Source organism: Ruminococcus sp. 1001713B170207_170306_F1 (assembly GCF_015668065.1).
GTDB classification, from domain to species: domain Bacteria; phylum Bacillota; class Clostridia; order Lachnospirales; family Lachnospiraceae; genus Blautia_A; species Blautia_A faecis.
In genome coordinates this window covers 57914-83360 of sequence record NZ_JADPEX010000013.1, presented here as the reverse complement: position 1 = coordinate 83360, position 25447 = coordinate 57914, and the positions used below count along the sequence as shown (strand labels likewise).

Annotated in this window: 24 protein-coding genes; 15 read left to right on the top strand and 9 right to left on the bottom strand. The window is 44.2% G+C overall.

The window, feature by feature from the left end:
* Positions 1-29 precede the first annotated feature (29 nt).
* The 6 genes from I4V84_RS09640 to I4V84_RS19925 all read left to right on the top strand — a co-directional run bounded on the left by I4V84_RS09640 (position 30) and on the right by I4V84_RS19925 (position 5974).
* Positions 30-716 carry a sigma-70 family RNA polymerase sigma factor gene (locus I4V84_RS09640; protein ID WP_173772303.1) on the top strand — a complete coding sequence of 229 codons (687 nt, stop codon included), beginning with the start codon at positions 30-32 and terminating at the stop codon, positions 714-716.
* Positions 713-1888 carry a hypothetical protein gene (locus I4V84_RS09635; RefSeq protein ID WP_195991795.1) on the top strand — a complete coding sequence of 392 codons (1176 nt, stop codon included), beginning with the start codon at positions 713-715 and terminating at the stop codon, positions 1886-1888. The genes I4V84_RS09640 and I4V84_RS09635 overlap by 4 nt, the downstream gene beginning before the upstream one ends.
* 28 nt (positions 1889-1916) lie before the next feature.
* A complete protein-coding gene (locus I4V84_RS09630) occupies positions 1917-4163 on the top strand; it encodes a DUF2298 domain-containing protein (RefSeq protein WP_195991793.1) in 2247 nt (748 codons plus the stop codon).
* 453 nt (positions 4164-4616) lie between these two features.
* Positions 4617-4955 (top strand): nucleotidyltransferase domain-containing protein, encoded by a 339-nt coding sequence (locus tag I4V84_RS09625; RefSeq protein WP_173736142.1) that lies wholly within the window; start codon positions 4617-4619, stop codon positions 4953-4955.
* Complete coding sequence (locus tag I4V84_RS09620; RefSeq protein WP_195991791.1) at positions 4948-5346, top strand: HEPN domain-containing protein; 399 nt, start codon at positions 4948-4950, stop codon at positions 5344-5346. Before I4V84_RS09625 ends, I4V84_RS09620 begins: the two co-directional genes overlap by 8 nt.
* Positions 5347-5725: 379 nt before the next feature.
* Entirely contained in the window at positions 5726-5974 is a 249-nt protein-coding gene (locus I4V84_RS19925; protein ID WP_226837924.1) for a hypothetical protein, read from the top strand.
* A gap of 191 nt (positions 5975-6165) precedes the next feature.
* On the opposite strand, the gene I4V84_RS09610 is transcribed toward I4V84_RS19925, so the two are convergent.
* Entirely contained in the window at positions 6166-6957 is a 792-nt protein-coding gene (locus I4V84_RS09610; protein ID WP_330637238.1) for an IS66 family transposase, read from the bottom strand.
* Between the two features lie 22 nt (positions 6958-6979).
* Here I4V84_RS09610 and I4V84_RS09605 point away from each other — a divergent pair, with 22 nt between their 5' ends.
* On the top strand, positions 6980-7843 hold the full coding sequence (locus I4V84_RS09605; RefSeq protein WP_195991790.1) for an IS66 family transposase: 864 nt from the start codon (positions 6980-6982) through the stop codon (positions 7841-7843).
* 75 nt (positions 7844-7918) lie between these two features.
* Here I4V84_RS09605 and I4V84_RS09600 read toward each other — a convergent pair whose 3' ends face one another.
* From I4V84_RS09600 to I4V84_RS09580, 5 genes are read right to left on the bottom strand one after another with little or no spacing between them, the layout of a single operon-like run.
* The gene (locus I4V84_RS09600; RefSeq protein ID WP_195991789.1) at positions 7919-9655 is read right to left on the bottom strand and encodes an ABC transporter ATP-binding protein; all 1737 of its coding nucleotides are present in this window, start codon (positions 9653-9655) and stop codon (positions 7919-7921) included.
* Positions 9642-11411: an ABC transporter ATP-binding protein gene (locus tag I4V84_RS09595; RefSeq protein WP_195991788.1), complete on the bottom strand. Its 1770-nt coding sequence runs from the start codon at positions 11409-11411 to the stop codon at positions 9642-9644. The genes I4V84_RS09600 and I4V84_RS09595 overlap by 14 nt, the downstream gene beginning before the upstream one ends.
* A gap of 4 nt (positions 11412-11415) precedes the next feature.
* Positions 11416-12888 (bottom strand): energy-coupling factor ABC transporter ATP-binding protein, encoded by a 1473-nt coding sequence (locus tag I4V84_RS09590; protein WP_195991787.1) that lies wholly within the window; start codon positions 12886-12888, stop codon positions 11416-11418.
* Positions 12885-13610 (bottom strand): energy-coupling factor transporter transmembrane component T, encoded by a 726-nt coding sequence (locus I4V84_RS09585; RefSeq protein WP_117485010.1) that lies wholly within the window; start codon positions 13608-13610, stop codon positions 12885-12887. The genes I4V84_RS09590 and I4V84_RS09585 overlap by 4 nt, the downstream gene beginning before the upstream one ends.
* Positions 13607-14215, bottom strand: coding sequence for an MptD family putative ECF transporter S component (locus I4V84_RS09580; RefSeq protein ID WP_008395298.1), 609 nt, complete (start codon positions 14213-14215; stop codon positions 13607-13609). Before I4V84_RS09580 ends, I4V84_RS09585 begins: the two co-directional genes overlap by 4 nt.
* A gap of 180 nt (positions 14216-14395) precedes the next feature.
* On the opposite strand from I4V84_RS09580, the gene I4V84_RS09575 reads away from it, so the two are divergent.
* On the top strand, positions 14396-15367 hold the full coding sequence (locus I4V84_RS09575; protein WP_008395299.1) for an AraC family transcriptional regulator: 972 nt from the start codon (positions 14396-14398) through the stop codon (positions 15365-15367).
* Positions 15368-15838: 471 nt separating this feature from the next.
* Here the strand turns inward: I4V84_RS09575 and I4V84_RS09570 are convergent, their stop codons facing one another.
* Positions 15839-16075, bottom strand: a complete 237-nt coding sequence (locus I4V84_RS09570) for a DUF6061 family protein (protein WP_187566254.1) — start codon at positions 16073-16075, stop codon at positions 15839-15841.
* 230 nt (positions 16076-16305) lie between these two features.
* Between I4V84_RS09570 and I4V84_RS09565 the strand changes: the two genes are divergently transcribed.
* The 3 genes from I4V84_RS09565 (at position 16306) to I4V84_RS09555 (ending at position 18195) form a co-directional block, all read left to right on the top strand.
* The gene (locus I4V84_RS09565) at positions 16306-16848 is read left to right on the top strand and encodes a group II intron maturase-specific domain-containing protein (RefSeq protein WP_243284063.1); all 543 of its coding nucleotides are present in this window, start codon (positions 16306-16308) and stop codon (positions 16846-16848) included.
* 231 nt (positions 16849-17079) lie between these two features.
* Positions 17080-17673: a TetR/AcrR family transcriptional regulator gene (locus tag I4V84_RS09560; RefSeq protein WP_148462656.1), complete on the top strand. Its 594-nt coding sequence runs from the start codon at positions 17080-17082 to the stop codon at positions 17671-17673.
* A 30-nt stretch (positions 17674-17703) separates the two neighbouring features.
* Complete coding sequence (locus I4V84_RS09555; protein ID WP_187566344.1) at positions 17704-18195, top strand: hypothetical protein; 492 nt, start codon at positions 17704-17706, stop codon at positions 18193-18195.
* A gap of 151 nt (positions 18196-18346) precedes the next feature.
* Here the strand turns inward: I4V84_RS09555 and I4V84_RS09550 are convergent, their stop codons facing one another.
* Positions 18347-19423, bottom strand: coding sequence for a transposase (locus I4V84_RS09550; protein WP_334286055.1), 1077 nt, complete (start codon positions 19421-19423; stop codon positions 18347-18349).
* Between the two features lie 259 nt (positions 19424-19682).
* Positions 19683-20684, bottom strand: a complete 1002-nt coding sequence (locus tag I4V84_RS09545; RefSeq protein WP_195991786.1) for an AraC family transcriptional regulator — start codon at positions 20682-20684, stop codon at positions 19683-19685.
* A 207-nt stretch (positions 20685-20891) separates the two neighbouring features.
* On the opposite strand from I4V84_RS09545, the gene I4V84_RS09540 reads away from it, so the two are divergent.
* From I4V84_RS09540 to I4V84_RS09525, 4 genes are read left to right on the top strand one after another with little or no spacing between them, the layout of a single operon-like run.
* Positions 20892-21476: an MptD family putative ECF transporter S component gene (locus tag I4V84_RS09540; RefSeq protein WP_019161220.1), complete on the top strand. Its 585-nt coding sequence runs from the start codon at positions 20892-20894 to the stop codon at positions 21474-21476.
* Complete coding sequence (locus tag I4V84_RS09535) at positions 21476-22216, top strand: energy-coupling factor transporter transmembrane component T (protein ID WP_118331633.1); 741 nt, start codon at positions 21476-21478, stop codon at positions 22214-22216. Before I4V84_RS09540 ends, I4V84_RS09535 begins: the two co-directional genes overlap by 1 nt.
* 12 nt (positions 22217-22228) lie before the next feature.
* Positions 22229-23701 (top strand): energy-coupling factor ABC transporter ATP-binding protein, encoded by a 1473-nt coding sequence (locus I4V84_RS09530; protein WP_195991785.1) that lies wholly within the window; start codon positions 22229-22231, stop codon positions 23699-23701.
* Positions 23698-25443 (top strand): ABC transporter ATP-binding protein, encoded by a 1746-nt coding sequence (locus tag I4V84_RS09525; protein ID WP_195991784.1) that lies wholly within the window; start codon positions 23698-23700, stop codon positions 25441-25443. Before I4V84_RS09530 ends, I4V84_RS09525 begins: the two co-directional genes overlap by 4 nt.
* Positions 25444-25447 lie beyond the last annotated feature (4 nt).

Below are 25447 nucleotides of genomic sequence, written 5' to 3'. Positions count from 1 at the left end.
TATTCTTGATAAAAAAAATTTGGATTCAGATGACAAAAAGAGAATGGCTAAAGCTGTTCTCTTTTTTCTATGCTATAATTCAAAAAAATATAAATTTTTTGAGACGCCCATCAAAAAAAGCCGACTTTATAATTGAGAACATTTTTGAGGAGGGGAATATCATAGACGATAAAAAAATCATAGAACTCTATTTTGAAAGAAACGAGCAGGCAATTAAGGAAACAGATATAAAATATGGAAAACTTTGTCATAAAATTGCCTATAATATCCTAAATAACCTCCAGGATTCGGAAGAGTGTGTGAATGACACATATTTAGGAGTGTGGAACAAAATTCCACCTACAAGGCCGGATAACTTTAAGGCTTATATTTCCAAAATTGTCAGAAGTATTTCCATAGATAAATTTAGAAAACAAAAAGCTAAAAAACGATCCGCTGATATGGTTATGGCATTGGATGAACTTGCAGATATACTGCCAGATGAAAGGTATGCTCCGAGCAGGAATGACGAAGAGATTGGAAAATCAATCAGTATTTTTCTTAATAAACAAAAAGAAGTGGTCCGGAGAGTGTTTCTTCTAAAATATTTTTATTTTGAATCTAACATAGCTATTGCAGAGAGATGTGGTTTTACTGAACGCAAAGTAACACATATGCTGGCTCACACCAGAGCCCAATTAAAAGAATATCTGATCAAGGAGGAAATCTATCTATGAACATACCCAAAATTGCAGATGCCATTGGTTATATTGATAATGAGCTTATCACTGCTACACTGGAAGCACCGCCAAAGAAAAGGCATAATCCTGTAATGAAATGGATGACGGCTGCGGCTTGTCTTACCCTATTTGTAATCGCAGGTATTTTGATTCCGCATCTTTTAAAGAATGACGCAACAGCTGAAAGCAAATATAAATATCATGTTTCTAAAACAGAACGAGCCATAGAATGGCCATGGAAATACAAGACTGCAGCTGAAAAGTATCCTGCTATTAAGTTTAATGGAAAACAGTTTACCGTAAAAAGCCAGAATCCAATCCACACAGATGCACTAGGGGATGAGATTGGCTCCTGTATAGCAGAAGGCCTTGATCCTGATACCGAAAAAAAATATACGGAAACATTTGAGGTGCGGAAGATTCATGGAATATCAGAAGAACTGATGATTGCTGCAGGGAATGAAGACGGATTTTATGTTTATGCAGCTGATGAAAGCACTGCTCCAGATACTTTAGGGAAGTTGCTGGAACTGTATGGTCTTTCTCAAAATATAGAGTTAAACTACGTGACAAAATGTGAAAATTATGAGGAAAAAGAGGAACTTTTGCTGGATAATGATGATGAGATCTGGCAGATCCTTGCGGGCCGCAGTGATGCAAAACTTGATAATACAAGTGATTTCTTTGAAAGAGAGAACCGTATTTATCTCGCTTTCACTGCAACCTCGGAAACGCTGGGTGTTTATAACCGGGTGATCTACATTTCTGAAGACGGCTATTTCGCAACCAATATTTTAGACTATGAATACAGCTATTTCATTGGAAAAGAAGCAGCAGGACAAATCATCCGTTACGTACAAAAGCATTCCACGGAAACAAAATCCAGCAGCAGTGCGCCAACCATATCCGGAACTGTCACGGAAATTGGAAATGGATATATGATAGTTGATAATACAGCTTTATGTAGGAACCCCAAAGCCGGAAAAGAATATAAGGTATATACAGATGACATAAGGGTAAAAAGATGGAGTGAAAGTGGGGAGATCAAGACAGGAGATCTTGTAGCGGTTGAATATGAAGGGAAAATTTCCGGCAGCTGCAAGATAACGGGAGCATATTCCATATTTACAGGAACGCTTGAAAAAAATGATATTCTAACTCAGGAATAATAAAAACAGGAAAAGGAAGGATACTGGCTTGAATGCGAAACGAATTTATTTGATAAAGATTGCCCCGGTTGTTTTATTGGCAGGCACTGCTTACTGGCTCCTGGGTTCTGATTTCTTTGCATTTTTAACCTGGTGGGAGATGCTGTTTCTGTTGGGACTGGTATTTATGCCGGTAACATCCAGGATGTTTCGAGGATTTGATGATAACGGCTGGATGTTTTCCAAGGTACTGGCGGTTGCGGTATGCGGATATGTACAATGGCTACTGGCTTGTCTGAAGATCTCTCCATTTACAGGAATCACCTGTGTGATCCTCACGGTTATCTGCTGCCTTGGAAGTCTTTTATATGGAATCAAATGTAAGAACAGGTTCCCGGATTCACTTCCATGGGAACAGGCAGCCCTGGTCTACCGGGAAGAGATTCTGTTTTTCCTGGTGTTCCTTTTCTGGACATATTTGGCCGGATTCCATCCAGCAGCCCATGGGACGGAAAAATATATGGATTTTGGTTTCATGCAGGCCATGATGAGAAGTACCACTCTGCCAGCCCAGGATATGTGGTATGCCGGAAAGCCCTTTAATTATTATTATGGCGGACAGTATCTTGCCGTATTCCTTACGAAGCTGACCGGAACAAATGTAGAGGTCACTTATAATCTGATGAGGACCATGGTTGCTGCTTTTGCCTTTCTTCTTCCTTTTAGTCTGGTGCGTCAGATGCTGAAGGACAAATTAAGGACTGGGAGAGAATGGTCTTTCTGTCTTGGCGGTATTCTGGCAGGGATGGCAGTGTCCATGAGTGGAAATCTCCACTATATTATCTATGGGATCATCCTCAGGCTCCTGAAAATAAAAACAGATTACTGGTTCCCAAGTTCTACCCGCTATATCGGCTTTGATCCGGCTGTGACCGGTGATGAGACAATCCATGAGTTTCCATCTTATTCTTTTGTTCTGGGAGATCTTCATGCCCATGTGATCAATGTCTTTCTGGTCCTGACGGTACTGGGAATCCTTTATTCCTGGATGAAGACAAACTCAGGAAAAAGCTGGAGGCAGAGAGAGATCGGACTCCTTGGGCTGCTTCTGGGAATGTTCCTTTTTTCCAATACATGGGATTTTATGATCTACTACGTTGTGATCTGCGGGACATTGCTCTTTGGAAATTTGAAACGTCATTCCTCCGGCTCTTTTATAAGTCAGGCGTTGAAATGGAGTGTGATACAGTGGGTTGAACTGCTGGCGGCTGCGTTTCTTGCATCCCTTCCATTTCATTTGACTTTTGAAAATGTAATGGTCCAGGGAATTGGAATCGTAAAAATACATACCGCTTTTTACCAGTTCTGTGTATTATGGGCATTCCCGCTTCTGGTCTGCGTGCCATTTGTTATCGGGATTCTGAAAAGCATAGGGACATTTCCAGAGAAAAAATTCTGGAGCTTTTTTTACAGTATAAAGTATCCGGATCTGTATGGCCTGGTTCTTGTACTTTGTGCTATAGGGCTGATTTTTATTCCTGAGTTTGTTTATGTACGGGACATTTATGAAAAAACAGCCCCAAGAGCTAACACTATGTTCAAGCTCACTTATCAGGCGTATATCATGTTTGGGATTATGATGGCGTATATATTGGTATTCTTTACAGTAAACAGGATAAAAAGATGCAATGGCGCTGACAGTACTGTCATGTGTAAAGGGCTTCTGAGGTGTCCAAGGCTTCAGTCCCTGACAGGGATCATTGCGATCCTTGTTCTGATCTCAACCTGCGGCTACCTGGAAAATGCGATCACCCATTGGTTTACCGGATTCCCGAAAAGAAATGCATATCAGACACTAAATGCAACAAATTATCTGGAAACTGCAATTTCCGATGACGCCGCTGCGATCCGCTGGCTGAATGATAACGTCGAAGGCCAGCCTATCATTCTGGAAGCCAGCGGTGACAGTTACCAGGATTATGATAACCGTGTTTCTGCAATGACAGGACTGCCAACGGTTTTAGGCTGGTATGTGCATGAATGGCTGTGGAGAAATGATCTGGAAGAAGAAAACCAGAGAAAAGAGGACGTACAGACCATATACACTTCAAGCAACGCTGATCAAATAAAATCTTTGATAGAAAAGTATAAGATTTCTTATTTATTCATCGGAAGCTGTGAGTATGAGAAATATGGAGAAATCAATAGCGAACTCTTAGCTTCGATAGGAAAAGTTGTTTTTCGACAGAGTGAGACAACGATAATTGAAGTTTCCAATGGGACGATGACTGAATGACACATATTTAGGAATATGGAACAAAATCCACCTACACAGTCAGTCAATTTTAGGGCTCATGTTGCTAAAGTTGCCAGAAATGATTTCTATAGATACCTCAAGGTATCTAAAAAGCAAAAAAGCGGTCAGCTAAAGTAATTATCGCACTAGATGAATTTACGGGCATATTGCCGAATGAAAAGTATGCTTCTGACAGAAACGATGAAGAGATTAGAAAATTGGTCAGTCTTTTTTTCGGGAACAAAAGGTGAGCCAAAGAATATTCGTTCTAAAATATTTTTATTTCGAATCAAACAGAGACATTGCAGAAAAATATGGTTACACTGAACGTGAAGCAAAAATTTAGGTTGAATTCTAAGTAGCCTTTTTTCTTGTTTACAAAAATTATAGTCTTGCAATCTATATGGGAAGGATTATAATTAAAGTATCCAAAAAATGGGAGAAGGTGACTATATGCGTAGAAGAGAACTTTCAACTATATTAAAAGAATTTGAGCGAGATATGAGAAACATTTTTAAAGATGATTTTCGTATGGTTCGCTTATATGGCTCTTATGCAAGGGGTGATTATAACCAGAATTCAGACATAGATGTAATGGTTTTGGTAAATACTCCTGTGGATAAAATAAACTCATTTTATGATCAGGTTTCAGATTGCGCATTCGAATATCTTATGAAATACAGGGTAGATATTTCACCAGTTATAAAAAATATAGATCATTTTAACTATTGGAAGAATGATCTTCCTTATTATTATAATGTAGAACAGGAGGGGATCGTAGTTAATGGATAATGAAAAACGACAAGCTCTTTCTGTATACCGCATGGAACAAGCGGAAGAAACTCTGACAGCTGCTAAAATGTGCCTGGAATATCATCTATATAAGGACTGTATTAACCGTTCTTATTATGTTGCCTTTTATGCAGTAAAGGCTGTGCTGGCCATTGAAGGAGTAGACTTTAAAAGACATAAAGATGCTGTAGCATATTTTAACAAAACGTACGTAGCATCAGGAAAGGTATCAAGAGAAGTAGGAAAAAGGCTGGGAAGGATTAAAACAGTCCGAGAAGATAGCGATTACAGTGAATTCTACATCGCATCAGCAGAGGATGCTGCTAAACAATATGAGTCTGCTTGCTTTATTTTGGAAGAAATAAAAAAATACCTTCCAACCATGATTTAAGACAAAATTATCTCAATTTATTTATCCGGACGTGTTGCATACAGTATATTTCCAGAATCCCAAAGTATGTTTAGCGAAAAAGAAATTTTTGAAATGTATAGTGTTTCCACTGCACTATACATTTTTTATTTATTGTCCTTTTTCCTTTACACAAAAATACACATAGGAGAAGCAAAACAATGCAAGAAAAAAGAACGTAAGCGATGAATAACCCACCGTTTAGACAGTTTTCTTTTTTCATAAGATAATTCTCTCATGGAGTGGAACTTCTATACATCTTCTATGTGACTTTACTATTCGGACTATTTTACTTCACATCATTAAGGTCCTGTGTAAAAAAACACTCCAAATAATTCTTATAATTAGGGAGTGATTTACTTTGAAAAGACATCCGCGCCGATCTGATGAGGAATGGCTAAATATTATTCATGAGTGCCGTACCAGCGGTCTTTCGGATAAAATCTGGTGCGAAGAGCATCATATCCAGCCAAGCAAGTTTTATTATCATATACGCCGCCTGCGGGCCAAGGCATGTGAAATCACGGAACGGGAGGATACGCTTCCCCAGAAACAGGAAGTTGTTCCGGTTTCTTTCGCAGAGCAGAAATTCTGTATCCCGCCAACCTAAACAGCAGGTGGAGAGGGGATTCATCCTGATACTGTCATCACAATCCGGATGAACGGAATCCAGCCTGATATCTCAAACAGGGCAGCTAGGGAAACGATCGCAAATACATTCTCTGCGCTGCGGGCATTATGTTAGGCGTAAACGGTAGAACCCAAGTACCTTGACAAATATCAGGCCGCTTTTAGCGGCCGTTAATCGTCTGCCTTCTTAGGTTTCCGGATATGTTCTGGCAATGTTTTGGACCAGGGCAAAAGTTCTTCAAGAAAGTCTGTATTCTGATCATCTGTATGCTTTGGAATCTCAGCCAGCAGGTATTCAAAATAGTCAAATGGTTTCAGGTTATTCGCTTTTGCGGTTTCCGCTATGCTGTAAAGGATTGCGGAACTTGTAGCTCCATTGACTGTGTCAATCATCTCCCAGTTCTTTTTTCCAATACAGAAACCACGGATTGCCCGTTCACTGGCATTGTTGTCTATCGGAACATCACCATCATCCAGGAACACCCGAAGATACCATTCCTGATTTAAAGCATAAGTAAATGCTTCCCTTGTTTTTCCGCTTTTGGGAACCTTTGCTTCGTTCTGCTTCAGGTACGCAAAGAAAGCATCCACCAGTGGTTTTACCACCAGCTGACGCTGGGTGAGCCGTTCCTCTGCCGGAATACCGGACAACTTTCCCTCTTCCCGGTAGATGGCTTGTATCTGTTTCATGAATAAATACAGGATGGATTCTTCCCTGTGTGCCTTTGGTATGACTTCCAACGCCTCATGAAATCTCCGCCTGCAGTGAACCCAGCAGCCGGCAATCCTCAGGTCTTCCCGTTCCTTTTCCAGGGTATGGTATACCTGATATCCATCCGTAACACAGATCCCGGTATAATTTTTCAGAAAGTTCCGGGGATGTGAAGCATTCCGTGTCTTCTGGTATTCATAAAGGATGATCTGACGTTCCGGATACATGAAGCCTGACCGGTAGACCCACATATTATGTAACTAGTCACATAATATGTGGATCTATCTGAGTGAAAGCGATGGGCTTCCGGGGATCGTGCTTTACGATTACCGGCCCGGCAGAGGCGGGGAAAACCCGATCGAATTCCTGTCCGGATTCAAAGGGCTGCTGCACTGTGACGGTTATTCCGCATATGGAAGGATTGAAGATGTGGTTCTGGTATGCTGCCTGGCACACTGCCGCAGGAAGTTTTATGAAGCTGTCCCGACAGGACGTCGGAAAAAGCTGAAGCTTCTGGATATCAATTCAGAAGAGGAACTAAAAGAGCCTTCTTCCGGAATGTCAGATGATAACGGCCTTCTTCCGGCAGAAAAAGGAGTAGCTTTCTGCAACCGTCTGTTTTTCCTGGAACGCTGCTATAAGGAACTGCCTGCAGAGGAACGGAAACAGAAACGCCAGGAAAAGGAACCGGAAATATGGAATGAATTCTGGTCATGGCTGGGAAGCCTGAATCCGACAGGCGGAAGCAAACTTGAAAAAGCAGTAAACTATGCCTTCAACCACAAAGAAACACTGATGAACTATCTTCTTGATGGAAGATGTGAGATTTCAAACAACGCAGCGGAACGGAGGGCAAAGTCTTACGCAACAGCGAGGAAAAACTTTCTGTTTCATGATACAGTTGACGGTGCAAATGCAAGCGCAATCGTCATGAGCCTGATTGAAACAGCCAAGGCAAACAACCTGAACATTTATCAATATCTCTATACACTCTTGCTGTATATGCCGGACTATAAAAATGAGCCCGCAGGCATAAAGCAGCTGATGCCGTGGAGTGAATTCATAAAGGAAAATTGTTCAGGAATAACAGATACAGAAAAAATACTGCCGGAAAATCGAGGGGACCTTCCTATCTGAGGTCTCCTGGAAGTCGTACACGGGTGGTTATTCATCGCTTACTCTATTTTATTCCAGCGAATATTTCCGTTAGCATCAAGATTTGTGAACCTGTTCATATCGAAAATGCGAAAACTGCTGTTCTGCATTCCACATGGCAGCGTACTTTCCGTCCTTTGCTAACAATTCTTTGTGCGTACCAGCTTCGGTGATCCGACCATCGGAAACCACCAGAATCTGATCGGCATTTTTTACGATGGACAGGGTATGTGCGATCATCACCACGGTTTTTTTCTCTTTCAGCAGGTTTGCAATCGCCTGTTTTACCGCCAGTTCATTCTCAATGTCTAGGGAGGCCGTTGCCTCGTCAAGCAGCAGGATTGGGCTGTTTTTCAAAATGGCACGTGCTATGGAAAGGCGCTGACGTTCACCGCCAGACAGGAGATTACCATTTTCCCCAATCGGCGTATCATAACCTTTCTCCATCTTGCGGATAAAGCCGTCACAGTTTGCCTCCCGGCAGGCCGCTTTAATTTCTGCGTCCGTAGCATCCGGGCGGGCATAGCGGATATTCTCCCGCACCGTATCATCAAACAGGAACACATCCTGATCCACCATAGAAATCTGGTCTAATACCCGTTCCGCAGCTACATGATTGATCGGTCTGCCCCCTATGGAAATCGTGCCGCCAGATACTTCATAGTATTTTGCAATCAGGTTCAGTATGGTAGACTTGCCGGAGCCGGAATCCCCCACAATGGCGGTCAGCTTCTGATTCGGCACAGTAAAGGAAGCCTGTTTTAACACCGGTTCCCCGGGAACATAAGAAAAGTCCACATGGTCAAATACAATCTCATGGGAGGCTGCCTGCAACGACTTCATGCTGCCGGTTTCTTCCGGTTCCTTCATCACAGCCATGATTTTATTTTTCGAGATCATCAGATTCTTATAGCTGGTGAGGTCTACAAAAATGGAATTTGCCAGCTTTGCACAGAACAAAGGTAGCATACAAATCAAAAGATAGGACACGGTATCTAAAGTTCCGGCTGCCCAGGGGCCATAGACCGTCCAGATCACAACCGGACAGGACAGCCAGCTCAAAATACCGAATCCCGCACCAATCGGGAGAACCTTTGCTTCATACACAAAGCTGATCCTGCTAAACTCCTGCATGGCATGGATCACGGTTTTGTTTTTCAGACCCCCAACGCCATAGGCCCGGAAAGTTTGGATACCGGATACATACTCCACAATGCTGCTGACATTCTCCGCACAAATATCGTTCTTCTCTTTTCCATATTTCGCTACCTGCCGGAAGGAAAGCCATAATCCGGGAATCAAAAGCAAGTCAGCAGTCAGTAGAATCAATCCGGCAGGAAAGTAAATCGTCATCACAAAAACGATCAGCATCAGCGACAAGGCAAAATTCTTTGCAATGTCCCCAATCTTATGCGTCAGAATTTTTTCATAATTATTTACATCACTGGTAATTGTATTAATATAATCGCCAGTCTGCCCCCTCGTAAACCGGGAAAGCGGGATACGCTTGAGATGGTCGCCCATAAACAGGCGGATATTTTTACTGACTCTGGCACCGCCGATCTGTGCTTTGGTATAGCCATAGCTGTATATCAAAATGCGGAACAGGAAGATGACAGCGATAATACCCGTTAGTACCAGTATACGATTCATGTCAAACTGACCATCCCATAAAAACCGCATGACGGAATAAAGCAGCATGAACAAACTGCCAGAGAGCAACCCCTCCAGAACCGTCCCGGCAACGCCAATATAAAACTCCCTGTTCTTCTTCCATACGTTATTCGGATTCATTCTGCCCGCCTCCTTCCAGTTGATAAGTAATTCCCCGAGCTGTTTCGTAGTCCTCCCATGCTTTCTGATAGTAAGCGTTCTCTTTCCGTACTTCCTCATGGGTGCCGACATTGGTAATTGTATGGTTCTCTACCACAGCCACACGGTCGCACATTTTCAGGGCACTCAGCCTGTGCGCTACCACAATGACCGTCCTGCCTTTACAGAGGTTCTGGATGGCCTTATCAATTTCCATCTGATTTTCCGGGTCAGAGGCGCTTGTCGCTTCGTCCAGAATCAGGATGGGGGCATTTTTCAGGATTGCCCTTGCAATGGCGATCCGCTGTTTTTCTCCACCAGAGAAACGGGAGCCGAAGCTGCCTACCTTTGTGTCATAACCATCTGGCAGTGACATGATGAAGTCATCAATCTGCGCCTCCCTGGCGGCAGCCCGTACTTCCTCCAGGCTGGCGTCTGAACCCATGCGGATGTTTTCCAGGACACTGTCACGGGTAAGGAATGTCTTTTGAAATACAATGGCAATATTCTTCAGAATGGTATCGTAGTTCAGTTCATTCACATTGATACCGCCAATCAACACCTCCCCCTCCTGCACATCATAAAACCGGGAGATCAGTTCAATCACGGTACTCTTGCCCGCGCCGGACTGTCCCACAAGTGCCATGCGCTCCCCATCCCTGATCTTGAGGTTGACGCCTTGCAGGACATCCGTTTTCCCATCGTAGGAAAAACGTACATTCTTAAGTTCAATCTCATGGTTTTTCGGGAAGTCCTTTCCGCCTTCATAAACAGGAACATCCAATATTTCTTTTGTTTTGGTAATGGCGCCCAGGACATTTGCAAAGTTTGTCCCCAATTCCTGTAAAGGCCGGATCTCCGTCAGATACATGGAGCCGACATAGACGAACAGCAAAAATGCACTGGCCGCCAGGGAGCCTTTCAGAAAGAACATCCCGCCCAGGGGAACCATCAGCAGCATCCCACATTCAATCAGAACCACAAAGGTTGCATAAGGAGGCCCCATTCTCCGGGAGGTTTCATTCCACATGGCATTCTCTTCCTGGATCGCACCGGAAAATTTCTGGAACGATTTGCTCCCCATGTTGTACGCTTTAATCAGTTTCATGCCGCTGATATACTCGATCATAACGGAATTGAGCGTTGTAATGGATCGGTTCGCCCGGTCCATCAAACCGTCCGTATTCCGAAACATAACCCCCATTACCACAACGGCCAAAATCAACGGCACCAGGGAAACCAGTGCCAATGGGATATTTACTGTCATCAAATAAATGAAAATTGCTACCGGCCCTACCATATAGCACACAAGGTCTGGAAGGTTATGGGCTAAAAACAACTCCAGCTTTTCAATATCTTCATTCAGAACCGTTTTAATATCCCCGGTCCGCCGCTCATTCAATGTACCAAGGGGGACTTTTGCCAGATGTTCCGCCACCATGCAGCGCACCTTGAACAAAGCACCGTAAGCACCTTTATGGGCCGCCACACCGGAACACCCGAATAAAACAAAGCGCAGGGCCACAGAAACGGAGATCATCATTACCGTCTGTACGACAAGCTCTTTTGTGCAGATATGCTGGAAAGCGGCATCCATCAGGCGATAAATCCCGATATACGGGACAATGATACACAGGCCGCTTGCCATGGCCAGCAGGATTGCCAGCAGCAGCCAGATTTTTTGCTCACCGGCCCATTGAAGCAGCAGTGCAATCCAGTTTTCTTTTTTCTGTTTCATCACTTCACATCTCCTTTCTCTCTGAAACAGAGAACAGTTCCCGGAGCTTTTGAAGGGAATCCATCACAACAGGGATGTCATCCGGCATTTCCCCTTCATCAAAATGCAGGACACGGGAGCAGGTACGGCAGACAAATTCAAAATCGTGGGTGACAATAAAAATGATTTTCCCCTGTTCGGATAACCGTTTTATCAGACCTGCCACCTGCGCCATGCTGTCAAAGTCCAGGCCGCTGGTGGGTTCATCGAACACCAGCAAATCTTTTCCACAGATCATGCTGACTGCCACAGCCACACGTTGCTTCTGTCCACCGGAAAGCGTGTTGGGATGGCTTTCCCGGTAGGCTGTAAGCCCCAATTCCTTCATGGTTTCCTCTACTAAATCTTGATCCGGGTTTCGGATTCCGAAGGAACATTCTGCCCCCACACTCTCCGCAAACAATTCATAGTTCACATCCTGCATAACCATATAAGAGCGTTTCAACCTCGCCTTGTGTTCCATCGGCTGGTCGTCCCAAAGGAACGCGCCTTCACAGTCTTTATGAAGCCCACACAGGGCGCGAGAAAACGTGGTCTTTCCGGCTCCATTATGACCGACCACCCCAATGACTTCCCCCTTTGCCGCAGAAAGAGCAATCTGGTGTAGAATCGTCCGTTTTTTATAGCGCAGAGTAACATCATGGAGTGCTAATGTGGGAGAGGAAATAGGCGGATGACTGGCCGGAGGGAGCACCCTTGCCAGATCAACCGCCCGCAGCCCCATGTGTTCCCGTTCGGTTTCGGGCAGCCGGAGAAATTCCTCCGGCGTGAAAATCCTTGCTATTTCTCCATCTTCCAGATAAACAATGCGATCTGCCAGCTCCATCAGATAATAGAGTCTGTGCTCCGCAATCAAAATGGTTTTCCCCTGGCTTTTTATCAGCCGCAGATGTTCTTTCAATTCCTGGATGGAAGCCATGTCCAGATTCGAGGATGGTTCGTCCAGCAGATAGATTTCCGGGTTCATGGCATAGACAGACGCAAACGCGATTTTCTGTTTCTCCCCACCAGACAATTCAAAAATATTGCGGTTCCGTAGCTTTTCAATATGCAAATCTTTTGTTGTCTGTTCTACCCGTTCCTCCAGTTCCTTTACCGGCCTGGCTTCATTTTCAATTCCAAACGCAATCTCACTGTCCGTATCCACATTGAAAAACTGCGTCCGGGGATTCTGAAAGACGGAGCCCACCTTTGCGGCGATCTGATACATGGGCAGGTTGCTGATTTCCTGTCCGTCCACCAGCACACGCCCTTGAAGTTCTCCCTGGTAAAATTGTGGAATCAGGCCGTTTACCAACCTTGTGACCGTTGTTTTTCCACACCCGCTACGGCCACAGAACAAGACACATTCCCCGTCTGCAATTTTCAGGCTGATTCCATGCAGACCGCCATGCTCCTGTCCCTCATAAGAAAATGATACATTTTCAAATTCAATCACCCGGTCACACCTCCCCGCATACATAATTCAAAAATAAAGAAAGCAACAGCAATCAACATCGCCATCCAATCTGCAATCCCGCATTTTATCTGGACAAGGCAGGTCCGGGGATTGGGATTCTCAATCCCGCGAGTAACAGAGGCAATGGAAAGCTCGTCCGCTGCTTTGGAGGCCATCATCATCAGCGGCACATAAATACACTCTACCGTCATCCCCGGATGGGAAAGGAATCCGCCCAGGGAGGGCGATACATCCCGCATCCGCATGGCGTCCTTAACAAAATGCCAGTCCTCCTGGATAGTTGGAATATAGCGCAGCATGACCGCAAATGTGATGACAAATTTTTTCGGGGCATGGATGCGGTTCATGGCAGATAAAAACTCGCTGACTTTCGTTGTGGACAGGACAATCCCTGCCAGCATCCCACAAGCATAAACTTTATGGTACAGTCCAAGGAACGCAACAAACATGGTCCGTAGCGTCCCCGTCATGGCCGCCATGATCCAGACCGTCAGTACACAGACCACGGCATAAAAGCAGACCCCTTTTATGGAATATTTCCACTTTCCGCAAAGCACTCCCAATACAGCAATCAGCAGGACAAGTGCAAACTGATACGAAAGGGAAGGTGCGAACATGGAACACAGTACGCACATTAAAATAAGAAAGAGCTTGGCCCGCGGGTCAAGCCAAAGCCCTTTCTGGACGGTGTTACCCATCATGCTGTAATACCTGCTTTTTCAAACTGCTTCTTCAGCATTTTGCAGCCCACAAATGCACTGATAGAAGCTGTTACAAGGAGAGCGGCAAACATGGCGATAAAGATTCCCGCGTTTGCGGTCGCCTGCATGGTGTCGATATAGCTTTGCTCGGTTCCATTTCCCAACATGGTCTGTGCCCAGCCCTGGGGATCAGCGAAGAAAACAAGGTACGACCCTGTTCCGCCCAGGGAGAAAAGGATATAGGACAGGCTGTTGATTTTCTTGCTCTTGTACTGCTTTGTACCGGCGACAAAATCCGCTACGACGGCCATAATGAGATAGCCCAGCGCAAACGCCCAGTGCATACCGGTGACAAACCAGATGATGGCCATTATAACGCCCATGATCGTGATACTCCAGCGCTTATGTACTTTTGCGATCATCAGCAGATAAACCGGCCCGGCAAGCAGAGCACTCCCGGCGGGCATGAAAAAGGTCAGCATCGGGTTGGTAGCAAAAAAGACGCCACCCACCATGATGAATACGAACAAAAGTGCGGTGAAAATCCCTGTTGTTACTAAGTCCTTGACGGACAATCCTGCCTTTGCATTTACTTGATTACTCATATTTTTTCCTCCTGCTTCAAGAACGGTTGACCTACCGCCTGAAATCTGTTATATTATGATTAGTTGCTGCTAACCACGGTCTATATGATACTAACTTTCCGGGCGGTCTGCAATACGTTCCGGGCATCTTCGTCCTTTCATTGCAAAGCTCCGTCCAATCGTTTCAAAGGAGGCCGTCATTTGAACAATAGCATTATTGCGGATTACTATGAGCCGCTTTTAACAGATAACCATTTTATCCCGGTAGATAGCAATAACCGCTTCAATTCTGCCGGACAATGCTGGCGGTTATCGCCTGAATTTGGGGAAGGCCTTTACTGGGTCTATGCGAAAAAAGACCTGTACGACATTAAAATCCACGATTTCTATTTTCACGAAGATTTCTTCATGGAATTTAACCTGCCAGAAGCCTTAAGCATTACCCAGTATGAATCTATCTCCGGGGAGGAATTAAATCCCTATCGGCGGATGTCTGCCGGATGTATTAAAGCCTTTATCGGCGGTTATAAGCCATACAAGGCGCTGATCCACAAAAAAATCCCCATCCGTTCCATCGGTATCGAAGTCATGCCGGCATACTATGAGGATTATCTCCAAAAGCAATATCCAGGGGATTATATCAGCCCGCTTGCAGCTTTCCGGCAGATCGATCAGACAACAGATTTCCCAGCTATGGCTAAATTGCTCCATGAAGTAAAGGTCTACCGTGGGGATGGGATTGCCGCAGGATTATTCTATGAAGCGAAAGTAGCCGAGGCCGTATCTCTTGTCGTGGAAGAACAGAAAAAAATTCTGTCCCGTAAAGAGAAACGTTTGTCCGAGCAGGATGTGGCGCAACTGAAAAATGTGATTGCTTATCTCAATGACCACTATGCTTTTGATATTCCATTAGAACGTCTTGCAAAAATCGCCTGTATGGGAACCACTAAGCTGAAAACATCTTTTAAGCAGCTGCAAGGCTGCACGATCACAGAGTACATTCAACAGCGCCGCATGAGCCAGGCAGAGCATTTGCTGATCGATACGGATTTCACAATGGGACAGATTGCGGAAATGATCGGTTACTCTACTTCTAGCCGGTTTGCGGAATTATTTCGCAAGAGTACAGGCCTCCTGCCGATTGAATATCGGAAAATGGCTCAGCAAAAATAAATTCACAATGTAATGCCACGACAGATCACTCTACAACGGAGTTTCAGTCGTGGCATTTTTCTGCTTTTCTTTACGGATATAGCCATTTTACCATTTTCCAGATTGTAGTATTTAGTAGATAGAAAATAGAAGGTAAGGCTTCGATGGAAAGCACAGCAAGCGAATACACGCTTGCGATTTTTCGTATTTTCAGGTTTCTTGCCCGAAAATGAAGAATGCTTGTTAGGATAATCCCAAACTCTTATGAAGAACGGAGACAGTGCATGGCGAACCGAAAACGGAATATCTAGATGAATTTTTATGTCACGGAGGATGAAAAACGGCTCATAGATGAGCGGATAAGACTGCCACCGACTCGCTCTATCAGGCAGATAAGGACAGATTCTTTCCCACAGCACCGCATACATGCCAGTTTATACATATTCCTACAATGTCTGCTGCTACGAATATCTACCCTATGCCTTTTAACTATTAAAGTTCTAAAGAATCTTCTGCATCTACCCACATCTGCAAATTTCCATCAAGATATAACCTTGCATATTCTAATGGTTCATCAATTGCAAGAAACGTCAAAGCACAATCTGATCCGGGTGTGGTTCTTAAATTCTTTTCTGCTTCCCAACAGTCAATGCGAAGCATATAGCCTGCACTGGTATAAACATCAATACTGTTGCACTGTGGATTGTATTCTGCAAATATTGTTCTCATCGTATCTTATCTCCTTATCGCTCAATCATCAGTTTCAAAAATCAGAAGCATTTCAATCAGTTCACCATGTCACTTTTATTTTGTGTTATACTGTTTTATATAATTTTCTTGCCCTTGTATTTTCCCTTATCAGAGTTCGTAAACTTATATGGGAAGATATAACACAAGGGAAACAATAAGGGAAAGCTCACCTGCGACAAATCCAGTGTTTTCAAGGGTTTACAGAGAATTTGATAACAAAATATAACAGTTATACGGTAATCATTTGCAAGAATAAGAAAAGTGCAAATCACGCACTGAATTTATTGCAGTATATCATGGTAAAACTGGATTTAAAGCTACATCCAGTGAAAACAAAGATAGTCAGCATGTGGGACGGAAAAGAGGGATTTGACTTTCTCGGAATGCACCACAGAAGAATGACAACGGAAACACGCAAAGGACAACTGTACAAGGAAACGTATCAGTACCCAAACAGAAAAGCCATGAAGAAAATGAAAGCCGAAGTCAAGAGGAATGTAAATAGACGAAGTCTGCTAGTTGCAAAGGAAGAGGATTTAATAAAGAATCTGAATCCGAAAATCACAGGATGGAAGAATTATTATTCCACCAAGAGAAACGAAAAGTGGATGCAGGCTCTAGACTGGTACATTATTTGCACTTTTACAAGATGGTATAACAAGAAACACCAGAGACGTAATCGTATGTCAAAGGTGGGATTTGTAAGAAATAGCATTTATGAAAAAGGATTAAAGAAAATGGCTAGAGCATGACGTAATGCTGTAGAAAGAAGAATGTCGGAAAGCCGTGTGAGGGAGAACCTCATGCACGGTTTGATGAGGGGCGGATGAAAATTTCATCCGCCCACTCTACCATGTATAGGAAAAAGATAATTTTTCTCATAAAATATAGTAATACTTGTCTGGAGTTCTTTCCAGTGGTATATTTATTGCAGTGAATAAAATAATAAAATATTCACTGGCGTATATGATAGGGGGAATAAAATGCCGGCCAATTTTACAGAAGAACAGCGAAAAGTAATTCGAAACAGTCTGCTTACGATTGGCTATGATCTGATCCGTGAAGTAGGATTGAAGAAGATGAAAGTATCCCTGATTGCAGAAAGAGCAGAGATTGCAACAGGAACCTTTTATCATTTCTTTGAATCAAAGGAAACATATGTGTCAGCCTTGATCGAAGAACAGGAGAAAGTCTGGAAGGAGCAGATGATTTCAGGAGTGAAATCTTATGGAAAACTTACTCTGGAACAGGCAGTCCGGATTTTCCGGGAATCATTCCGGAAAGAAAATAATATTTTAATGGAATTTACGCTGGATGACTGGGTATGGTTAAAATCGCACAGGACAAAAGACGGATTGTTCAGCAAGGAACACGATGAACTGGAAGTGCAGCAGTATCTGGCCTGTATAGATGGTATCCGCCCGGACCTTGATATCCGGATTATCATTAATTTTTTCAAAACCATTTACAGCATGGCACAGAACAGAGATACTTTCATTGATGAGGTGTTTGAGACGAATGTCGATATGATATTCGAATGTATATACAACTATATGGTTATACAGGATGAAAAGTAAAGAGAAGTAAGGAAGGGAGAAGTGAATAAGATGGCAGCAAAGATAGTAGTAGAAGCAATTGTTTATAGTCTGGTATATTCGGTTTTCATGCTGGGGTTGTTCAAAGTGCAGGGGGCAAGGAAGCAGCTTTATAATTATCCGCCGGCAATTCAGAAACGTGCAATTGAGAGAGGAATTACAACACAGGAAGAGATGAATGCAAATGCGAAAAGGAACAAAGTTATTGGACTGATTGGAATGATCGTGTTGAGTATTGTGATTACCTGTGGAGTGAATAAGCAGTATACATTTGGGGCAGGATTCATACAGTCTTATATATTTTTTAACGCATTTTCATTGTTTGATGCACTGGTGATCGACAGTATCTGGTTCTGTCATGGAACATGGTGGGTGATTCCGGGAACAGAGGATATGACAGAAGCGTATCATGATTATGCATTCCACTGGAAGTGGTTCTTCCTCAGTCTAGTAATGAGTCTGCCGCTGGCAGTGATTATCGGGGGAATTGTGGCATTGATCTGATGATTGGCGGATATGATATGGAGTCTAAAGAATAATAAGAGATAAAACATACGATACCTGTTTGGAATTTGTAGGATGAAATTCCAGACAGGTATTTTTATCGCCACGTTCGTTCTGATAGGGTAGAATCTTCATGGCGCAGTAACTGATGTTAATCAGATTTGACCAGCATTTCAATCCCTTTGCAGCTTCTCACCATATAGTTACAAAAAGACCAGAACGTTTTCTGTTCATAGTAGCTTGTTTCAATATTCCAGCGAAACGAATATAGCAACAGTGGAATGTATTTCATACGGTCACTTCCGGTCTGATTCAATGGTGCTTTTTCCTGCCATGCACAGAAAATCTGCAGATCTTCCGGGAACATGGTACTGAAAAACAGTCGTTTTGTACCATGTTCTTTTTCTGTGGCAGTGACATAGGCAAGGACTTCCTTGTTGCCGAAGATCTTAGTGAGAACCCGGCGGACACCGGTATAATAATCACCGGTCTTTTCATTGGAAAACGTAAACTCTGTTTCAACAGAAAGACGTTTTCCATGTTTGGCAGGACATCCCCGATGACCGGTCCGTGCAGGTGCAAGATCATACATGACAGAATCAATCCTTGCACTGCCAATCAGATCCAGATTCGGATATTCATCAACGATGGATATCAGGTTCTGTTTTGTATACCAGCTGTCACAAAGGATGATGACATGATCTTTGCTGTGAAATTCAGGCATAACCTGCCGGATCATGGAGGCTGCCAGTTCCAGTTTAGACTCTTTTTTCTGCCATATACGATAGCCAAGAGGAACGGAAAGATAATATACTTTATCCCCATTCCAGACAGGTACGCAGAGCATGACACTCACAAAGCAGTGTCCATTCAGATAGTTGGAACCGTTGTGTGCGGCATGGTCAAACAGTTTTGAAACATTTTCAAATTTTGTGCCAAATTTAGATACCATCGTATCATCCACGCACAGAAATACAGGCTGCGTCTGCAATGAATCCGGTATCAGCTTCAAAACAATCCTGACAGTAGTATTCATAAATCTGGAATAATCAACCTTTGCATAGGAACACGCATAATAAAAAACATTCAGTGATTTCTCCGTTATTCTGGATAAAAAATGCTGATATAGAAACCGGATGGAATGTGCGGATTCTAAGGCCAGTATGGATAATATCAGCAAAAATAAGGTATCTGCTGTCGGAACAGAAAAAGTTTCAAAATAAATCAAAAAATATTGATGAAGTCTACCAATCAGAGTTTTTTCGTTGTATAATGCTTTTGTTGTACAGGGTCACTTTCCTTTGTAATGTTTTCAGCAAATTCATTATACATCAGAAAGCCCTGTGCGATATTTTTTTATGAAAAAGTTGTAAAGTGGTGTAAATTATAATAATCAGAGTCACTTCCTGTAATATAAGAAATGACTTTGACTTCATTTGTCATGAGTTTCTAATAAAAATATTTATTGTGAAAAATGTTAGAACCCGTCAGTTGGAAGTATTTCTCTCTAAATTTTTGCGACGCTTAAATTCTAATGGCGAAGCGTTGAACTGCTTCTTAAATGCCGAAGAAAACTTGCTTTGATTCAAATAACCAACTTGTTCTGCAATTTCCGATACAGATAAGTTTGTAGTAGTGAGTAATTCAGCAGCTCGTTGCATACGAACTTCACGTAAATAAATTGATATATTTTGACCATAAACTCCGCGAAAGTAGTTCTTCAGGCTGGTTTCACTGACGGAAAACTGTGCAGCCAGTTCCCACGCAGGATGGTGTTGACGCAGATCAGAAGTGATGATTTTTTCCACACGTTTTGCAATGTCTACCTGTGTTTCTGTGAAGAATGTGCAGGCTTGGGAAGGTGGTATTTCTTTCAGATTTTGAAGCAGTGAAAACAGGGCAAGGGTATAGATTTTCATTTGTGGGATTGCCAGCGGAACAGAAATATCCAGTAATGACCACAGCTTTTTTAAGACTTCTTCTATCTCAGTAGTAACCGACGCAATATAAGTACCCCCATCCGGGCAGTAAAGATCTCTGAGTCTGTGGAAATCAATATCAAATTCAGCCTCTACCCAGGAGCTTTGAGCATTTACGGTATCCATATCCACAAAAAACTCAATTCCTTCATAGATTCGGCGGGGATAAACGTATTGATGTCTGGCGAATCGTTCGGTTAAGGATATCTCCCCATCTTTCACATACACAAAGTTCCCGTTATTTAGGATGAGTTCGCATCGTCCTGTTACACAGTAATTTAAGAGCAATGGTCCTGTTTCCATGGAGCCATTATCGTGAAAGTCTGGGGCTGTCCAGGCGGGAGAATTCACAAAAATATAAGCCAATGTAACTCCTGGGAACAGAGGAAAAAAAGTCATGGAACCTTTCCCGTCTCTCTCCTTTAGAATGAGTTCTGCGCTAAATTCGCCCCGTTTTATAGATATACCTGGAATTTCAATGCTTTTCTTGATAATTTCATCTATCTTCATTTTCTAACTCCTGTCATTTGGTCTGTTAACCGCTCTGTTTGAGCCTTGCACTTCTATTATAAAATCACAGTCAAAGTCAGTCAACAGAAAAACTCGGTGCTGTTTGGAGCTAAAAAGATGATTGGTTGTAGAGAATCAGCCGGTACTATGCTATCCTATAAAAGGTTAGAAGATGCTAACTGGAAAACGAATGTGGAGGTATTCATCATGAATAACAAGTTACAAGCAAAAGACCTCATTAACCTTGGTCTGTTCACGGTTCTTTACTTTGTCATTGGCTGCTGTGTCGCCATTCCGATTGGGTTTGTCCCGATCTTTCTTCCTGTTCTCGGAAGTCTGTGGTCGCTGATTACCGGTATCCCTTTCATGCTGTTCCTCACAAGGGTTAAGAAATTCGGCATGGTTACAATCATGGGTGTTTTGAGCGGCCTGCTGATGGGACTTACCGGCATGGGATTTTGGGGTGTTCCTATGGGACTGATTTTCGGCCTGCTTGGGGATCTCATTTTGAAATCCGGCGACTATAAAAGTGCAAAGAAAAGCATCCTTGGTTATGCTGTATTTAGCCTGTGGATGGTAGGTACATATATTCCGATGTATTTTATGGTCGAGGACTCCTGGGCCAGCTTTGCCGCCAGCTTCGGGGAGGAATATGCCGACCGGGTAATGGCGGTTATGCCGATGTGGAGCATTATCCTTGTGGTTGCCGGGATTTTTGTCTTTGCCATTTTGGGCGGACTGCTTGGAAAAACGCTTCTGAAAAAACATTTTGCGAAAGCGGGCATCGCATAATGGAGGGGGTATCCTTTTCCGCCACAACGGACAAAAGGAAAGGAATCCGGCTCGACCCGCGTACGAAGTTGATTTTGCTGTTGACGGTTACTACATTGATGTTCAGCACCAGCAACGAAGGGATTATGAATTTTGTAAAACCTGTGTTAAGCCTAATCCCCTTTGTGCTGATCCTGTCGGAACGCCGCTTCAAAACGGCAGGCAAATACCTGCTTTTATATCTCGCCTGCTTTGCACTGGAACGCATAGCGCTGACGACATTAAGCAATCTGCTGTCCTTTGTGGTTTTGGCGATGACATCCATTATGACGCGGTTTGCCCCTGGTATTATGACGGGGGCCTGGCTGCTTTCCTCCACCTCAGTCAGTGAGTTTATCGGTTCGATGGAACGTATGCACCTGACAGAGAAAATCGTCATCCCTTTGTCTGTTATTTTTCGTTTTTTCCCTACGATCAGCGAAGAATACCAGGCGATCAGTGATGCAATGAAAATGAGGGGTATCCGGTTTGGAGGGAAAAATCCATTTTTGATGGTGGAATACCGTCTTGTACCGCTGATGGTGTCTGTTGTGAAAATCGGAGATGAACTTTCCGCCGCTGCACTGACGCGGGGGCTTGGCGCTCCGGTCAAACGGACTAACGTATGTCAGATTGGTTTTCATGTTCAGGACATGATTGCGATCCTGCTCTGTGCTTTATGTTTCGCTCTGTTTTTGCTGGGACAGTATTTTTCTTTTTAAGGGGGTGAGCTTATGATAAAGATTGACCATATTTCATTTTCTTATGGAGAAGAGAATGAAAATACCGGCGGTGTTCGGGATATTGATCTAAATATAGAGGATGGTCAGTTTGTTGTCCTTTGCGGTGAAAGTGGGTGTGGAAAAACTACGGTCACCCGCCTGATTAATGGACTGATCCCCCATTATTATGAGGGAAAGATGACGGGAGAAGTATGGGTAAATGGAGCCAAGGTTTCCGAACAGCCCCTTTACGATACAGCTGCAGTTGTGGGCAGCGTGTTTCAAAACCCCCGGTCCCAGTTTTTCAATGTGGATACCACCAGTGAAATTACATTTGGCTGCGAAAATCTTGGACAGCCAGAAAAAGACATCCGGGAACGGCTGGCAAAAACGGTTCGGGACTTCCGGCTGGAGAAGCTGATGGACCGTAATATCTTCCACTTATCTGGCGGGGAGAAACAAAAGATTGCCTGTGCCGGGGTATCCATTATGGAACCGGATGTTCTCGTTATGGACGAACCCTCATCTAACCTGGATACGGCTTCCATCCTTGATTTGAGAAAGATTCTTGCGTTTTGGAAATCGCAGGGGAAAACAATCATTGTATCGGAACATCGGCTTTATTATCTTCGCGGTCTAGCGGATCGGTTTATCTATCTGGCAGACGGGCAGGTGAGTCATGATTATTCTGCGGCAGAATTTGAGCAGCTCACGGAGCAGCAGCGTTCCGATATGGGACTGCGCACGTTTGCTTTGGAGCGTCTCCTGCCTCCGGTTTTACCGCAGCAGGAAAAGACCGCCCTTGCGCTTCGTAATTTCCACTTTGCCTATAAAAACGAACCGGAAACCTTACATATCATGGATTGTGAAATCCCTACGAACCGGATCGTTGGAATTATCGGGAATAACGGCGCCGGGAAATCCACTTTTTCACGCTGTTTCTGCGGCTTGGAGAAGCGCTGTGGGGAGATTGTCTGGAACGGAAAGAAATACCGTCCGAAAGACCGGCTGAATACCTGCTATATGGTCATGCAGGAGGTAAATCATCAGCTTTTCACCGAGTCGGTCCTTGATGAAGTGCTGATCAGTATGGAGGAAGCAAACCAGAAGCGGGCAGAAGAAATCCTAAGTCGGTTAGATTTACTGGATTTTAAGGAAAGGCATCCCATGTCCCTGTCCGGAGGCCAGAAACAAAGGGTTGCGATTGCTTCGGTAATCGCTTCAAAACGCTCGATCCTGTTTTTTGATGAACCGACCAGCGGCCTTGATTACAGGCATATGAAAGAGGTTGCAAATGTATTACGGCAGGTCAAGGATGCCGGAATCACTGTGTATGTCATTACCCATGACCTGGAACTGATTTTAGATTGCTGTACGGACATCATTCATCTTGAGGATGGTTCGATTATTGACCAGTACGGAATGGATGAAGATGGCCTCAGAAAAATAAGAGAATACTTCATAAAGGGGGTATCTGAAAAATGAAGGAAGAAAAGAAAGCGTCGCCAATAAGTGTTTTATTGGGCTGGGGCAAACCGTATCACGGGAAATTCATCGGCAGCGTCGTCCTTGCGGTTTTGGGCGTTGCCTGTCAGATGGTGCCTTATTTCATTGTGGCGCATATCGTCACAATGATGTTGGACGGGGAGCAGGATTTTTCCCGTTATGTGACAGGTTGCATGGTCGCACTTTGCGGCTACCTAGGGAAAGTGCTGTTTTCCAGTCTGTCAACGACTATTTCCCATACAGCGGCCTATTACACGCTGCGGGATATCCGGTGGAGGCTGACAGGAAAACTGGCCCGCGTTCCGATGGGGACGATCCTGGATACTCCGTCCGGTCAGTATAAAACAACGATTGTTGACCGGGTGGAAGGGATGGAATCCACGTTTGCACATCTCATCCCGGAGATGACCGCAAACATCCTGGTTCCGGTGGTAATTGTCGTGTATCTTTTCATTATGGACTGGCGCATGGCGCTGTTGTCCCTTGTTACGCTGGTAGTCGGTCTTGCCGTAATGTCTGTCGGTATGATGAGTTACCCAAAGAAATGGGAGGGCGCGGTCAAAGCCGGGAAAGATATGGCGAACGCCATTGTGGAATATATCGGCGGGATTGAAGTTGTCAAGGCGTTCAGCCAGTCGGCCGGTTCATACAAGAAATATTCGGACGCCGTGAATTACAATGCGAATTACTATGTGGAATGGATGCGGGAAAACCAGAAAACCATGAGTGCCTACAATGCGATCCTTCCCTCAGTGCTGATCTGTGTGCTGCCTTGTGGGTTTGCCTTCTGGCTGTCCGGCAGCCTGGAATTATCTGCGTTCCTCTCCATTGTGATTTTCTCCCTGGGGCTTGTGGGGCCGATCATGTCCGTCTTTACCTTTACGGATGACCTGGCTGTACTGGGAACCAATGTGGAGGAAATCAGCCAGCTATTGAACGCGGAAGAACTGGATCATAAAGATACGCCGGTAAATCTGGCAGATACCAGTATCGGACTCGACCATGTTTCCTTTTCCTATGATGGGGAAAACGAAGTGTTGCATGATGTGAGCCTTTCCATCCAGCCGGGAACCATGACCGCCCTTGTAGGACCGTCCGGTTCCGGCAAATCTACCGTGGCGAAGCTGATCGCTGGGTATTGGGATGTTACGTCTGGCAGTATTACCCTGGGCGGCCATGAACTGAAGGAGATACCGCTGTCTGAAATTGCCGCCCAGATTTCCTATGTATCGCAGGATAATTACCTGTTTAACCGCAGCATCCGGGAAAATATCCGCATGGGCAGGCCGGACGCCACAGATGCGGAGGTGGAGCAGGCAGCAAAACAAAGTGGCTGTGACACCTTTATCCGTAAGCTGGATCAAGGGTATGATACCGTTGTCGGCAGCGCCGGTTCCCATCTTTCCGGCGGTGAACGTCAGAGGATCGCTATTGCACGCGCCATGCTGAAAGGCGCACCGGTGGTGATTTTGGACGAGGCGACCGCCTACATTGACCCGGAGAATGAGGCAGTCGTGCAGAAAGCAATCTCCGCCCTGACGGCAGGCAAGACGCTGATCGTGATTGCCCACCGGCTGTCTACCATCATCAATACAGATAATATCGTGGTTGTGAAGGACGGAACTATCCATGCCCAGGGAACGCATGATAAGTTACTGGAAACCTGTCCCCTTTACCGGGATATGTGGCAGGCGCATATCGGCGCAAAGGATCAGATGTAAGGGG